Below are 13,798 nucleotides of genomic sequence, written 5' to 3'. Positions count from 1 at the left end.
TATCTGCTTTCCTGTGAATAAGGGCGGGTTTTGTTGCTCAGGTGTTGGTCACCAGCCAGATTAAATCCCTAAACCCGCCCCTACGATAGGGTATCGTCTTTCCTGTGAACAAGGGCGGGTTTTGTTGTTCAGGTGTTGGTTACAAGCCAGATTAAGTCCCTAAACCCGCCCCTACGATGGGTATCTGCTTTCCTGTGAATAAGGGCGGGTTTTGTTGTTCAGGTGTTGGTCACCAGCCAGATTAAATCCCTAAACCCGCCCCTACAATTTACTGATGACTTATTACATCATATTCACCTCAGCATTCTGATTTTCCCGATTCTCCAGATAGCGAATCAAAGACTGTACCCACTGATCCTTATACCCTTTACCATCTTCATAAGCTGAACCATCATTATCAACCATTTTCTTGAGATAATCCAGTAACTTATCAGCATCAATCTCATCCGACTTATTTTCATCTCTGGCGTCAAACCAGTGCATTTTATCAACCTCCAATTTAACCACACCCAAACCCCGCGAACGCCCTCCCCCCAAAGGAATTTGTTCCGTCTCAAACTGATGTAACCCAATCATTAACAATCCCAACTCCCAATCCTCAGCATTTTCCACCACCGCCTTAAACACAAACGGAGTTCCAGCTGGAACCACTTGGAAATCATACAACTTCCCATCAGCCGCCGTTTCCGTATCCCTATCAATCGCCACCCCATCCCGTTCTTGATATTGACCAAACCAATAGTCTGAAATTACCATCAAATCTCGAACTTGGAACTTACTCGCCAGCCAAGGCGAACCAAATAGATGAGAAATTAAGTCAGTCTGGTTTAAAATAGCCTCAGTCAGCGCCGTATCCGTGGTATATTGCTCTTTGAGTTGCTTCATTTCCTGAGCCGTAATCGCCCACTCATCCTCCACCGCCGGATTAGCCACCAAAGTCCGCTCCCCGCCCAGGATACCACGGAGGAAGCTTTCCAAGCGCGATCGCAAAGCCCCTTTAAAACTAGCTCCCGGTATCAACGGTTTACCCAACGCATCTTTAATCACTGGTAAATCCGAACCAATTGGTTCCGTGGAACGCCCTGCACTAATTCTTAGTGCCGTTACCGTCGTCAATATCCCACTAATTTCTAAACGATTCTTAAAACGATCAAACATCATATTATCTCCCAGTTCGTAGTTGGTAATAATTTAGCGCTCCTGCGGATCAATAAACTAGCAAATTTCTGTGCTGGCAATTGCAAGAAATGAGCATAATATCAGGGGTTATCATTAACATAATCATGCTCTCCATAATGACGCAGGTATAACTGACCCTCCTTGGCGAGGCAACTTACACGCCGAGCTTCGGGGAGATCGAAATGATCAATATCTTTATGTTTGCCTTGGTATCGACGGAGCCGAAAAATACCATCTTGCTTCATGGCGCTGATACCATCTGTATGATTATTCAATAGCAACGCCGCTCTAGCTAAATTCTCTTGTAGACTTACTTTTTGATCTGATGGTTTACTTTTATAGTCATCTAGAAAACTGTCTTTATATTCAATTTTGGGAAATTTAAGTGGTTTATCTTGAGAAAGAAAATGTTCTTTACACTGATCCCAAATTAATTGTCCCCAAGTTGATAAAGTCATCTCTGATTCAACGACTAAAACCCAGTCTAAAGGAACTTTTTTAGTTTCTTGCCAAGATGTTAATAATTCTCCCCTGTCCATCATTGCTAGTGGAACTTTGTAGGGGTCTACTTCAGATTTCTTAATTTCAATAGGTAGCCTGGGAATTTTAATCAATTTATTTGATCCTTCAAAAACATAAATTATTTCATGAGCATAAAACATACCGATCGTATTCATGTAACCTTGGATAGCCTTAAACCCTCCAACTAAGTTAAAGCAAATTTTGGTTTGCTTCTTATATCCTTCAGTGATTTGTTGTATCCAAGGTATTAATTGAGCAATTCCTTTTGAAAACTTATGGGTATTTGCCGTGGAAAGACCAGACCCTGGTTCAGGATAAATATTTGTATTAATGATCCCCTGATCAACTAAAAATGATTTAACAATTTCCGCCGTAGTTCTCCCTTGTTCAGTATCAGTAGTAATTAACCAGTGAATATCTTCTTGTCCTTGGCTCAAATCTTCTTCATATAATCCATAAATACCATTCAATTCGGCACTAGCTTCTCGAATTTCCGATGTATTGCCAGTAGCTAAAACCTGTTCAGCACTTTCTTGTAATTCCGCGATTTTATTGGCAACTTCTGGATGAGATTGATTAAGCTCATCGTGAGTTAGATTCGCATACTTTTGTAATTGTTCATTCCAATATGAATCACAATCATCATCGATTTGATTAGTCAGTAAACTTGTCCCAACGGTTGAAATTACTAAACGAGGCATAATTTTGTGTAATCTCCTAAAAATCAAACAACATTATTTTTATTGAAGTTATTAATGCTTCTTTTTATCTACCTTTATCTCTCCTACCAGAGCTGTATGTTCTCTTGCCAAATATCCTAGATACAGGCGAGTTAGTTTGAGATGAATGTTTTTTATAAATTGGGCTCTATTTTGAGTATCTGTCAGATACTGTTCTAAGGGATTTTCTTTGGGAATTGGTCGTCTCACTCTATCCAGTATGTCTTGTGCATATTGATTTAAACTGTCAATTTGTTCTACAACTTCAGTCGCAAATAGTTTTTTATCTTTAGATACTTTCCAAATTCGACTCGCTCCACTACGACCCACTTGATAACGAATATAATTTTTTATAGCTTCAATAGAAGCATTAGCTTCAGTAGCAGCAGCAAGAACATTTTTGAAAGGAGATTTTGAATCTTCACTGGCAATTGAAAATTTTTTGGCTATGGCTTTAACTTTGAGAATAACATCATCCATTTGCCTACTAATTTCTACCTCTGTTCTCAACGTTAGTTGTTCTTGGAGTAATGGATCAAGTAATTTATCCATTCCTAAACTGCCTCCTCACGTAAAACTAAATGAAATTCATTGCAAATTTGCACTTGACCAAAGCCCTCGCAGGTGCGCTCGCCTACTCCCTTCACTTCCAAATATTCTAACCCCTCCATCCAGAGATTGGGTTGAATCGTACTGAAAAGATAAACAGATCCCTTATTAGTAATCAACTCTACATCTTTCATCAATCCCCATGCAGAATTCCAACCAGATAGGTAATCATAGCTGCTGTAGGCAGCGTGTAGTTGCAGGGAGGAATCTGTAACCCCTGTAAAATACAGTAGCATTTCTGGTGAAATTACAGTAGTGCGTTGCCAGTTTTCATTTAAAATGGCATCTGACTGTAAATCAATAGTGAAATACGTGTGATTTTGCAGTAAATCTTGTTGCGGCTGACCAAAAATTTGCCAATCCTGCCAACGCTTATGTAATTTGTCCTGAAATATCTTGATTCGCTCCTCTACAGATGGCTTAACGGCTGTGGTATCTACAGGTGAATTAGCCGTGATTTTTACTTTTCCTAATCCCCGTGAAGTTGAGCCACCCAAGCGCAAATCATCCTGGTGATTATTGACAAAGCGTTGTAGAGAATTAGCTAACTTATCGATGACTAGGATCGCTCCTGTATAAATCACAGGCTTTTCTTTCTTACCTGCAATTTTAGACTCGTTTAAAACTTCAATACTATAGAGTACTCCTTCTTCTGTAGTTGCTCGGCGTCGATTTATGCCAACTCGCGTTAGTAGGCGAGTATGGGCAGAATGGCTGTGGTACTTGTTCCCAATTTTACTGTAAAATCCAGTAAAAGTATCCACTCTATCGCCATCGTTAGGACAATTGGGGTCATACAAATGACCGTAGCTCTCAGCACAAAAACGATCGATTAAAGTATCAAACACACCATTATGCTTAGGATCGTTAGGTTTTGATTTAAAACCGGGCTTAGTTTTGGAACTTAGAGCCGTAGCCGGTACAACTCTAACATCTGGCTGGACTCTCGTTTGCTTTGTCCCCTCAATAGTTGCTGGATAAGCATTGTGGAAAATTGCTGGATTTTCCCCTAAAAATAGCTCGTGAAAATTGTCACCCTCGGTAATGGGTACATTCGCTCGCTTCAGCAGGTAAGCCGCCATTGCTCCCCGAATCACTGTGCCGGGAATGTAGCGCTCTGTTTCGCTGATTGAACCACCGGGTTTATGACGACCAATTGCTAGAGGAGACAGCGCCTTAATTTCCAAATTAATTCGTTTCATTGTTCATCTCCTTTCGCCAAAAAATCCCATCCGGCTTGTTTTATTGGCAGTTTTAGGGATGTCCAATCCCAATCCAACCAACCCAAACCGACTGATTTACTACCCCCTAAAGCATGAATATGCCGCAATCCCGATAAAAGTAGCGCTCCTGCATAGTCTGGCGTATTTAACAGGTGAATGTGTCCTTTAAACTGGAGATGGGCATTTGCTGGTGAGGTTTCAAGAAAGTAGAGTTTTTGTTCCTCTGCGGTGCGGCGACGGCGATTTATCGTTACTCCTGGACGCAACACTTCTGATAAGTTTTCTGGATCTTCTGTACAGATTAAGTCATCACATAGAATGCGAGAGGGTAAAACGGGATTACCAAATAACTGACAAATTAGGCAATGATATCCTGGGTAATTGGGTATTTGATATTCTGTCCGCTCAAAGTTACCCGATAAATCAGCTCTTTGGGGACACATCGTTTGAGGATTGGGAGAATCACAAATTGCCCAATGTAATCCTCTAGTGATCTTTTCGCACTCATGACGCAGACGCCCCTTAAGTTGAGATGCTGGAATCAGTATATTTCCGTCTGAGTTACGGATAATTGGTTTATCTGCTAAGGAACTGGAAGAACCACCCGCACCAACACACAAGGCAGTATTAATAATAGCCGTAATTTCGTATGAGGTGACGCTGGAGTTTGAGAGTTCTTCGAGATAAATCATGATTCAACCTCATTTATTGCTCGTTCTGCCTCTGGTTCCTCACTATCCTCTGATAAAGTAATGAAATCATACCAATCTACAATGTCTCGCCAAATCGTTTCAAACAGTGGATAGTCTGACTTGTCATCTTCCAGCACCCCATCGTCATACATCCAGGGAGCAAGATTCCCTTTATTCGTGGGATCTTTCGGCTGACACCAGGCTGATTCAAACTGGTCTTGCAGCTCTTTTTTCCCTTGCTTGAGTCTCACTCGGAAGTAGCGGTAGTTGAGAATAGCCGTGTGTTTACCCCGTTCTAATAAATTCCGAATTTGGTAGAGTTGAGATTTAGGAAATTTAGCTTTTTTCAGGGCTTCTATTGACTTGATTAATCCTCCGACTTCATGTAAAGTGTAGGGTGCGGCATAGAGCTTTAGCTTTGGTTTCAGATTTTTGGTCAATGCTTGTTGGCGAAATTCTTGGATGTCTGATGAAATCATGGTCACGGCTTTCAGGGTCATAAAATCTACTGTGCCACCGTAATATCCGGCTTTTTTTAATTTTTTTGCCCGTTCTTTTGCTGATGTAAGTAGCTGATTGATCAAATCTTTCGCATAGTAGACAGGTGTATTATAAGCTGTCATGAGTACCCCAATTGAGGTACTGAGTTTACATTCAGAAGGTGCAGCTTCTGTCGGCTTGTAACGGTGACACCGTTTCAGATCGATGGGTTTATGGGAAGGAGTGATGCGATAGTTACCCTTAATTTGTTCTGCTGCTGTTTTCGCTTCTACTAAGGGGACTTGTTTAAGCAATATTTTCTCAAAACGCTCGCCTATAAATTGAGCGATCGCTAAAGCTTTGCTGGCGGGTACAATCAGGAAAATATCATCCCCACCAATGGTAATGATTTCAAAGGGATGAATCAAATCACCATTGTTCAAACTTGACTCTTCGTCAGTCGTAAGATTTTGCAGTTTGTGAGGATGTAATTTTTCTGCGAGTGCCTGGTAGACAGCATATTCTGTGGCTAAACTCACATCTTCGCTAAACTCCTGGTAGTCTTGTGGCGTTTTGATTTCTTTCTGGATATAGCCGCCCATATTGTTACCATCCGCATAGATATAGGCAAGAAAATTTTTGCTGGAATTAGCGATATGGCTAAGATTTTGAGCAATTTCTATATGACTTGGTTCAAAGCCACCGTAATACTTTTGGCTTAGATTAGGATTTTTGTCGAGAAATAGCTGAAATTTATCGATCCAACCTTCAAATCTAATACTTTCCCAGTTTAAGTTAGAATTTCTGTACCATTCAGGAACTTGGGGGGAACCCTTTTTCGCTCTATAACCAACTCGATGTTGCCGAGCCGAAACTTCAGAGAAACGAGATTCTTTAGGCAGATCGGGGGGCAATACAATTGTTACCGCTGAACGGCGTTCGCTACCATCGCGCATTAGGTAAGGATGGGTTTCCAACATGGGTGGATAGCGACGACTGGGGCGTCCCGAAAAATCATGCCCGCTACGACGTTGGTTAAATAAAGCTGCCAGCTTGGCTGTTAATTCGTTAAAACTTTTGCGATTTTTGAATGCTTCAACTCGTTGTGTTTCATTTTGGGGCAAGCCAAAATAAGCCTGAACGAGAGGCTTTTCATAATTCCGGCGATACCAGTCTAACCAGAGCGTTTTTTCAATTTCTCCTTGGAGCATCCCAAAGCGAATTTCCAGGAGTTTAAAGGTTGCACCCACGGCACAAGAATTAGCAGTTAAGGTTTCTTCTGTATAACGTTTCTCAATGGCATTCGCTAGATCATTAACAAAAGCGGCTGGACAAAAGGCTAAAATGTTACCGCCTGTGGAATAAATGATTAATTCTGGAATCAGTGCTTCTGATATTTTGTGTTGGCTAGAAATACTACTATCAAGCCATCTTCTCACTTCTTGGTATTGGATCGTATAGCGGGATGAGGGTGGCTTTTGATTAAAAAAAGCAGGTAAATCAATCAGATTGATCCGATCCAGCAAGGCGGATGCACCTCGAATATCTTGAATTTTGGCTGATTCAAATACATAGCCTTTAATCTTTGTTGCGCCGCCGTAGACTAAACCGATTCGGGTGGTTTGCTCCCACAAATTGGGATAGTTATTTTTAAGATCAGTGATTTTATCGGGAAAATAGTCTTGGGGAATCCCTTGCAGTTGCCGCACCGTTTGTAGTAAGCACTTTAGTGCTTCCGGAACATCTTTCCCTTGAAGCAAAGCCTCTCGCATCTGCTGCAAAATACTCAAATCAAACTGTGGTTCACGCCCCTCGCCCCAAGCGAGACACCAGGCGATTCCAATGGTTAGAGGGTGTAGAGAATTGGTCATAATTCAGCCTGCGTTTAAGAACTATAGCCCTGAACTAAAGTTCAGGCTCAAAGCTAAAACCCGTTAAAACGGGTTCAAAGCCTTAAATCTAGTAATCTTTAGTTTACTTGAGCTTAAAGATAAGAAATTGATTTCCTGGCGTCCAAGTCAGCAGCATTCCGCCTAAGCCCAATGACACCGAAATAAGCCTTTTGGGATTGCCGAAATCCTTGATAGACTGTAGGGTGGGCATCGCCCACCAGCCCTAAGTCAGCAACATTCGGCTTAAGTCAGTGACATTCAGTTTGAAGTCCATTTTAATGGACAATAGCTCTCAGCCAGTCCTTTGAACTTGGGGCGGATGTTTGAGCCTCAATACCGGATGATTTCCCTCGCTAGATGTTGGATTACTGAGACAGTGCGGCGGGTAATTCCACGGGGAATACTTCACCCACCGAGACATCGTGGGTGTGAGTCGCCACGACGACAATGCCTAAACGGGGGTCATAACATCCCACCCAGGCGGCGGGATGACATTCGTGAACTAGGTAACTGTACAGCCAAATCGGACCTTTTCCTTCGATGACGATACCCTGGTTGAAGGGTATTCCTTCTGGTAGTTTGATTCCTTTAATGTCTGGGGGGGAAATAATGCCGTCTTCTGTGGCAATCTGGAAATGCAGGTGTTGATAGGGTAAACCGGTTTGGGTTTGATGGGGAAGTAGTTGAAGTTGAATCGCGTTCATAGTTTTTACTGTTGGAGTGAGTACGAGGCTACTGTAGCACCCCCTGGGAAAGACCCTTTTCCTACGACAGGAAGATTTCTTTGTGTTCGCTAATTTATTCCCACAATGGGATTGAGTAAAGGGCGACCCGATCCTCTGTAGGGGCGGGTTTTACTACTATCTTTTCGGTTGCACCTCGATGTGAATAAACCCGCCCTGTTTCTCTAGTTGTTGATTTGTGCAGGCGGGTCGCCCCTACAGCAGAATTAAAGGTAATCTGCCTTTGCTCTATAAGGTGTCCTACAGGTTATAACAAGCTGAGTAACGCTTGAGTAATTGTAAAAATAGTGGTATAATGCTACGATTAACGCCAGAACCTAGAAAACTGCATAGCAAAATACAGTAAATTAGCTCATCGACACAGGTCACGCGATCGCTGAAACCCTCATTTTTCCGTTGAGGTGTGTCGATGGCAGTCTAGGTAAGGGTTTTGGACGATGAAAACCGGAGATTTTTGTCAATAAGCGCTAAGTAATTGACAAGGAAAAAAGGTGTGTAGATTTGGCGTTTGAAACCCTCTCCCCGTAAGGTTTCCTGAGCGAACTCTTGACAAACCTACTTCCCCGCGAGGGGATGGAAACACCAGATATACTAACGGAGCCAACTCCAACTCCGCCTTGACAAACCTACTTCCCCGCGAGGGGATGGAAACGAAATAAAGACTTCAAAATCCTTGACATTCTGTTCTCTTGACAAACCTACTTCCCCGCGAGGGGATGGAAACAATAGTATCGGAGAAGTAGCTATACCCTCTCCATTCTTGACAAACCTACTTCCCCGCGAGGGGATGGAAACTTGTTTCTTGCTTTTCTATCAAATAAAAGCCTCCTTCTTGACAAACCTACTTCCCCGCGAGGGGATGGAAACAGAGGAATTAAAACCAAAACCGGTGTAAGTAGCTTCACTTGACAAACCTACTTCCCCGCGAGGGGATGGAAACAGAATAGTAGAGTAAGGACTCTTCATTTTTTCTTGACAAACCTACTTCCCCGCGAGGGGATGGAAACAGAACTACACAGACTCAATCGGATTCGGATTCTTTGTGTTCGCTAACCTATTCCCACAATGGGGTTGAGTAAAGGGCGACCCGATCCAATTGAGTAAACAGAGTTGTTGATTTGTGCAGGCGGGTCGCCCCTACAGGAGAATTAAAGGTGATCTACCTTCTCTCTATAAGGTGTCCTACAGGTTAAAACAAGTTGAGTAACACTTGAGGAATTGTCAAAATAGTGGTATAATGCCACAATTAACGCCATGAACCTAGAAAACTGCATAGCAAAATACGGTAAATTAGCGTATCTACACAGGTCACGCGATCTCTGAAACCCTCATTTTTCCGTTGAGGTGTGTCGATGGCAGTCTAGGTAAGGGTTTTGGGCGATGAAAACCGGAGATTTTTGTCAATAAGCTCTGAGTAATTGACAATGAAAAAAGGTGTGTAGATTTGGCGTCTGAAACTCGCTCTCTGTAAGGTTTCCTGAGCGAACTCTTGACAAACTCACTTCCCCGAAAGGGGATGGAAACGTTAATTTTAACCATGCCGCGCTATTACGACATCGACGGCACCTTGACAAACTCACTTCCCCGAAAGGGGATGGAAACCCAAACTCTCATTTGGCATCTTTCCATTTCCAGACTTGACAAACTCACTTCCCCGAAAGGGGATGGAAACTCTCGCACGCAAACTGTGTGCGGAAGTTGGTTTGGTTGACTTGACAAACTCACTTCCCCGAAAGGGGATGGAAACACGACGGTTGATGGTTAAGTTAGGGTTATTCAAGAGAAGACTTGACAAACTCACTTCCCCGAAAGGGGATGGAAACTCGAGTGAAGATGGTAAACATTCCTTTGACCTTAAACTTGACAAACTCACTTCCCCGAAAGGGGATGGAAACTTTTCAAACATCGCTCCGTAAGAAATGCCTGAACCACGGCTTGACAAACTCACTTCCCCGAAAGGGGATGGAAACGTTTGATCACTAGCCGCTGTTATGGCGAGTGTGGAGACTTGACAAACTCACTTCCCCGAAAGGGGATGGAAACACACGTTGTCGGTGAACGTGATTTCCGTCTCCTCTACGCTTGACAAACTCACTTCCCCGAAAGGGGATGGAAACGTTCTGGTTATGTGCCACTAAACCTGTCCGAGAACCTTGACAAACTCACTTCCCCGAAAGGGGATGGAAACTGTAAACATTCCCGAGCGTGACTCGGGCTTCGTTCTCTTCTTGACAAACTCACTTCCCCGAAAGGGGATGGAAACGATTAAAGTCTCAGCCTTCTGTATTATGAAACTTTCACTTGACAAACTCACTTCCCCGAAAGGGGATGGAAACCAGTGTTAGTGTTCATTTCAATTTATGTGATTTGGTTGACTTGACAAACTCACTTCCCCGAAAGGGGATGGAAACAGAACTACACAGACTCATCCGATTCGGATTCTTGGTGTTCGCTAACCTATTCCCACAATGGGATTGAGTAAAGGGCGACCCAATCCTCTGTAGGGGCGGGTTTTACTACTATCTTTTCGGTTGCACCTCGATGTGACTAAACCCGCCCATAGATCAATGCATTGGCGTCAGGGACTTTATACGCCAGAAATTAGACGCAGCTTACAGGATATTATCCAGTTCAATAAGTTAGCTTGGCAGGGTATTTTTGAAAAGGGAGAGAATAGCTGATGTCACAAACCAATTGGATTCGTGTCTTAGAGGCTAATAAATTGATGCGATCGCGCCAAGAGGTGATCGCCTTTGAAACGGCGTTAGCTGAACTGGCAAAGCATCCTCAAACCGAGGATTTACCTGCTTTACATCTCATGTTCGATGATCGCTGTGAACAGCCAGAGGTCATGTTCACTCTGCTTCATTTTCTAGAATCCTTTGATTTACAGCAACAGCTTCAAGCATTTATTACTGTGGCGCCTCAATTAATCGGGTTGGCTCAAGATTGGGCGAGAATCATCCATACTCGGATTTTGAATGATGATTCGGCTTGTCGGTTGTCGAGAGTTGTTACATTCAATTAACTCACAACATCCAAATTTCATTTGTCAATTGCTCGAAGACAGTGCTACTCGTCATTTAACCGAGCTGAATTCGCCAGGGAAGTTAATGAAACAGGTTTGAGACAACTCAGTCTACCCTATATATATAGGAGCAACCGTGTAGACTAAACTTATAGAAACTTATAGGTTCAGTCTTTCAAACTGGATTGACCCGTATTGGCTGCACGGCACAGCTCACTACTACCAAGGGCGGTAAAGGCCTCTGGAAGATACTTGCGGATAATTTGGATACTTCCATTGATGTCCGCATTAATCACACGTCCACTCCCGGACTTAAACAAACCTCTTTTAACCCGCTTCCCAGCATATTTTGATTGCTTGCAAGGTGACTCTAGGTCAATAGCTGATGTTTTTGACGTGTAACTTTCCTCGATTATGACTACCTTGATACCTGCCAGTTCGCATTTGTAGGTAAGCTGGTTGATTAGAAGAGCATGAGGGATATTGACAAACTTTTGATTATTGCGTTTGCCCATGTTCACCTGTTGTTTCCAACCCTCATTCTTACCAATAACCAGAGTACCGATACCTTGCTGTTTGAGCCGGTTGACAATCAGTCGGCTGGTATTGTGTAGGTAGTTTTCCACAAATCGATTGCGGTGATAGGTGAGAGCCTGTATCCGTTGGCTCGTTCGTCTTTCACCTCTGAGATAGCTTTGGAGTTGGGATTTTAGTTTGTTGTAATATTGGTTTCGACTCTTGAGTGGTCTTCCATTAACCAACATTGGCTTAAAACCGGGTTGGTTTGACGTTAAAGCCACCAGATTATCCACACCTAAATCAATTCCTGCTACCCACTCTGACTGAATTAACTCAACTTCGGGTGCTTCATAGACAATCTCCAAAATATAGCAGTTACAGCTAGGAACAATCCGCGCCTCGGCAATATTCTCTACCTTAGTCGGGACACTGATGTTACTCATTGATAAGTGGCAACGTCCCTGTTTTAGGTCTGCCTTGTATATGGACTCGTGATGGTAAATGACGATGTTTCGACCTTTAACCTTGTCCTTGTATCTGGGAAGGCGGGGTTCACTCTTGTATTTTCCTGGGTGCTTTGACCAGTCTTTCTTCGCCTCCAGATAAGATTTCCAAGTCTCCACCAGCTTTTTTATGATTTGTTTCGAGACTTTGGTTGGCATTGCCCGATAAGACTCACTGTCTTTGACTAAATGGTAGAGCGTTGGTAGGGTATACCGATTCCCCGTCTCAAAGAAGTGTTGACGGCACAAATAGTTAGCCCGGTTGTACAGATTCTTTGACTTAAATGCCAATTTATCTGCCTCCTGCCAATTGGCATGATTTCGGTTGATGATGTGTCTTTCTACCAATTTCATGAGCAGCCGCCCCCGACCATCTCTACAGAAGCCGACTCGATTTTACTATATATCTACAATTTTCTACAATTTAAGCAGCAACAGTTCAGAACCCCTGAAAAATCCGGCATTCACCCCATCATGGCACCTCGCAAACGCCGCCAAACCCAACCCCCTCCATCCCGCCATCCCTGGGCGGCGGATACAGAATTAGTCGGACTTGTCTTAGAATTAACCGCCAACGCCCCAGACTCCCTCTATACTCAATACACCGTCGGACTCCACGCCTGGTTCTTAGATCAAGTTCGCCAAACTAACCCCGAACTCTCCGCCTATCTCCATGATGGTCAATCCGAGAAACCCTTCACCCTCTCCCGCTTAGACGGAGACTTCCTCACCTCTGGAAAAACCCTCAAACTCAAACCCAATACCACCTACCGTTGGTACATCACCGCCCTTTACCAACCCCTAACCCAATGGCTTGCCGAATGGGTTGATCACCTGCCAGATATGATTAAATTACGCCGTGCGGTGCTAAACATTAGCCGTTGGCACATCGGTTTAGCACCAACCACTTATCCTAACTTATTCACCCCAACCCCCACCCTACCCCAATCCCTAAGCCTCAGCTTCCTCACCCCCACCAGCTTTCGCCGCAAGGGACACCATTTCCCCTTACCAGTTCCCAGGAATCTCTTCCACAGCTATTTGCGGCGCTGGAATGATTTTTCTGATCAACCTTTTGATCAAACCGCCTTTTTAGACTGGGTAGACGAAAATGTCGTGATTCAACGTCACCATTTAGAATCGATGAAAGTTGCGGCGGGAAAGAAAGGAGTCGTCACCGGATTCACAGGTGCGATCGCACTCGGACTCGACTCTGGTGCCACCCAACACCCAGAATTTAGCCAATTATTCCATACCTTAACCCAATTTGCCCCCTACTGCGGCACGGGACACAAAACCCCCTTTGGCTTAGGACAAACTCGCCTAGGCTGGTTATCCCCCGAAACTCCCGCACTCCCCTCAATAGAAACCCTATTAGCCGAACGCATCAGCGAATTAACCCAACAATTTCTCGCCCAACGCCAGCGCCAGGGGGGAAATCGGGCGCAAGACATCGCCGAAACCTGGGCAACCATCTTAGCACGACGAGAGATGGGGGAATCCTTAAACGCGATCGCAGATGATCTGGATATGCCTTACCAAACCGTCAAAACTTACACCAAATTAGCCCGCCGTGCCATCTTGAACAATGACAGATAACAAGTATTTTTGTAGGGGCGGGTTTAGGGACAATCGTAGGGGCGGGTTTAGGGACTAAATTTCGCTATTCACCACTAACGGAACAACAAA

Annotated in this window: 10 protein-coding genes and 2 CRISPR repeat arrays; of the genes, 2 read left to right on the top strand and 8 right to left on the bottom strand. The window is 43.7% G+C overall.

Features of this window, described 5'->3' with window-relative positions; translation table 11 throughout:
- Positions 1 to 282: 282 nt before the first annotated feature.
- The 7 genes from csx7 to crn3 all read right to left on the bottom strand — a co-directional run bounded on the left by csx7 (position 283) and on the right by crn3 (position 8,020).
- The gene (csx7, locus tag ACLFWI_RS15015) at positions 283 to 1,158 is read right to left on the bottom strand and encodes a type III CRISPR-associated RAMP protein Csx7 (RefSeq protein ID WP_446413595.1); all 876 of its coding nucleotides are present in this window, start codon (positions 1,156 to 1,158) and stop codon (positions 283 to 285) included.
- Between the two features lie 101 nt (positions 1,159 to 1,259).
- The gene (locus ACLFWI_RS15010) at positions 1,260 to 2,402 is read right to left on the bottom strand and encodes a putative CRISPR-associated protein (RefSeq protein WP_446413594.1); all 1,143 of its coding nucleotides are present in this window, start codon (positions 2,400 to 2,402) and stop codon (positions 1,260 to 1,262) included.
- Positions 2,403 to 2,453: 51 nt separating this feature from the next.
- The gene (locus tag ACLFWI_RS15005; protein ID WP_446413593.1) at positions 2,454 to 2,972 is read right to left on the bottom strand and encodes a hypothetical protein; all 519 of its coding nucleotides are present in this window, start codon (positions 2,970 to 2,972) and stop codon (positions 2,454 to 2,456) included.
- Positions 2,973 to 2,974: 2 nt separating this feature from the next.
- Positions 2,975 to 4,231 (bottom strand): type III-D CRISPR-associated RAMP protein Csx10, encoded by a 1,257-nt coding sequence (gene csx10 / locus ACLFWI_RS15000; RefSeq protein ID WP_446413592.1) that lies wholly within the window; start codon positions 4,229 to 4,231, stop codon positions 2,975 to 2,977.
- Positions 4,228 to 4,944 (bottom strand): RAMP superfamily CRISPR-associated protein, encoded by a 717-nt coding sequence (locus ACLFWI_RS14995; RefSeq protein ID WP_446413591.1) that lies wholly within the window; start codon positions 4,942 to 4,944, stop codon positions 4,228 to 4,230. The genes csx10 and ACLFWI_RS14995 overlap by 4 nt, the downstream gene beginning before the upstream one ends.
- Positions 4,941 to 7,295, bottom strand: coding sequence for a type III-B CRISPR-associated protein Cas10/Cmr2 (gene cas10 / locus ACLFWI_RS14990; RefSeq protein ID WP_446413590.1), 2,355 nt, complete (start codon positions 7,293 to 7,295; stop codon positions 4,941 to 4,943). Before cas10 ends, ACLFWI_RS14995 begins: the two co-directional genes overlap by 4 nt.
- Before the next feature lie 386 nt (positions 7,296 to 7,681).
- A complete protein-coding gene (crn3, locus tag ACLFWI_RS14985) occupies positions 7,682 to 8,020 on the bottom strand; it encodes a CRISPR-associated ring nuclease Crn3/Csx3 (protein ID WP_446410704.1) in 339 nt (112 codons plus the stop codon).
- A gap of 584 nt (positions 8,021 to 8,604) precedes the next feature.
- Positions 8,605 to 9,066: a CRISPR direct-repeat array (repeat unit 36 nt).
- A 480-nt stretch (positions 9,067 to 9,546) separates the two neighbouring features.
- A CRISPR array of direct repeats spans positions 9,547 to 10,470; the repeat unit is 36 nt; unit sequence CTTGACAAACTCACTTCCCCGAAAGGGGATGGAAAC.
- Positions 10,471 to 10,739: 269 nt separating this feature from the next.
- Here crn3 and ACLFWI_RS14980 point away from each other — a divergent pair.
- Positions 10,740 to 11,087: an Imm30 family immunity protein gene (locus ACLFWI_RS14980; protein ID WP_446413589.1), complete on the top strand. Its 348-nt coding sequence runs from the start codon at positions 10,740 to 10,742 to the stop codon at positions 11,085 to 11,087.
- Positions 11,088 to 11,254: 167 nt separating this feature from the next.
- Here the strand turns inward: ACLFWI_RS14980 and ACLFWI_RS14975 are convergent, their stop codons facing one another.
- On the bottom strand, positions 11,255 to 12,463 hold the full coding sequence (locus ACLFWI_RS14975; protein WP_446413588.1) for an RNA-guided endonuclease InsQ/TnpB family protein: 1,209 nt from the start codon (positions 12,461 to 12,463) through the stop codon (positions 11,255 to 11,257).
- A 120-nt stretch (positions 12,464 to 12,583) separates the two neighbouring features.
- On the opposite strand from ACLFWI_RS14975, the gene cas6 reads away from it, so the two are divergent.
- The gene (cas6, locus tag ACLFWI_RS14970) at positions 12,584 to 13,708 is read left to right on the top strand and encodes a CRISPR-associated endoribonuclease Cas6 (RefSeq protein WP_446413587.1); all 1,125 of its coding nucleotides are present in this window, start codon (positions 12,584 to 12,586) and stop codon (positions 13,706 to 13,708) included.
- The last annotated feature ends 90 nt before the right edge of the window (positions 13,709 to 13,798 follow it).

Origin of the sequence: Coleofasciculus sp. (assembly GCF_046539235.1) — a bacterium.
Lineage (GTDB): Bacteria > Cyanobacteriota > Cyanobacteriia > Cyanobacteriales > Coleofasciculaceae > Coleofasciculus.
The sequence above is the reverse complement of the archived record's forward strand: the minus strand, read 5'-3'. Positions and strand labels throughout refer to the sequence as shown.

Bases quoted from the DNA above. Each gene is read 5' to 3' on its own strand.
- ACLFWI_RS15005 (WP_446413593.1), bottom strand. From the start codon at position 2,972: ATGGATAAATTACTTGATCCATTACTCCAAGAACAACTAACGTTGAGA.
- ACLFWI_RS14995 (WP_446413591.1), bottom strand. From the start codon at position 4,944: ATGATTTATCTCGAAGAACTCTCAAACTCCAGCGTCACCTCATACGAA.
- ACLFWI_RS14975 (WP_446413588.1), bottom strand. From the start codon at position 12,463: ATGAAATTGGTAGAAAGACACATCATCAACCGAAATCATGCCAATTGG.
- crn3 (WP_446410704.1), bottom strand. From the start codon at position 8,020: ATGAACGCGATTCAACTTCAACTACTTCCCCATCAAACCCAAACCGGT.
- csx7 (WP_446413595.1), bottom strand. From the start codon at position 1,158: ATGTTTGATCGTTTTAAGAATCGTTTAGAAATTAGTGGGATATTGACG.
- csx10 (WP_446413592.1), bottom strand. From the start codon at position 4,231: ATGAAACGAATTAATTTGGAAATTAAGGCGCTGTCTCCTCTAGCAATT.
- ACLFWI_RS14980 (WP_446413589.1), top strand. From the start codon at position 10,740: ATGTCACAAACCAATTGGATTCGTGTCTTAGAGGCTAATAAATTGATG.
- cas10 (WP_446413590.1), bottom strand. From the start codon at position 7,295: ATGACCAATTCTCTACACCCTCTAACCATTGGAATCGCCTGGTGTCTC.
- cas6 (WP_446413587.1), top strand. From the start codon at position 12,584: ATGGCACCTCGCAAACGCCGCCAAACCCAACCCCCTCCATCCCGCCAT.
- ACLFWI_RS15010 (WP_446413594.1), bottom strand. From the start codon at position 2,402: ATGCCTCGTTTAGTAATTTCAACCGTTGGGACAAGTTTACTGACTAAT.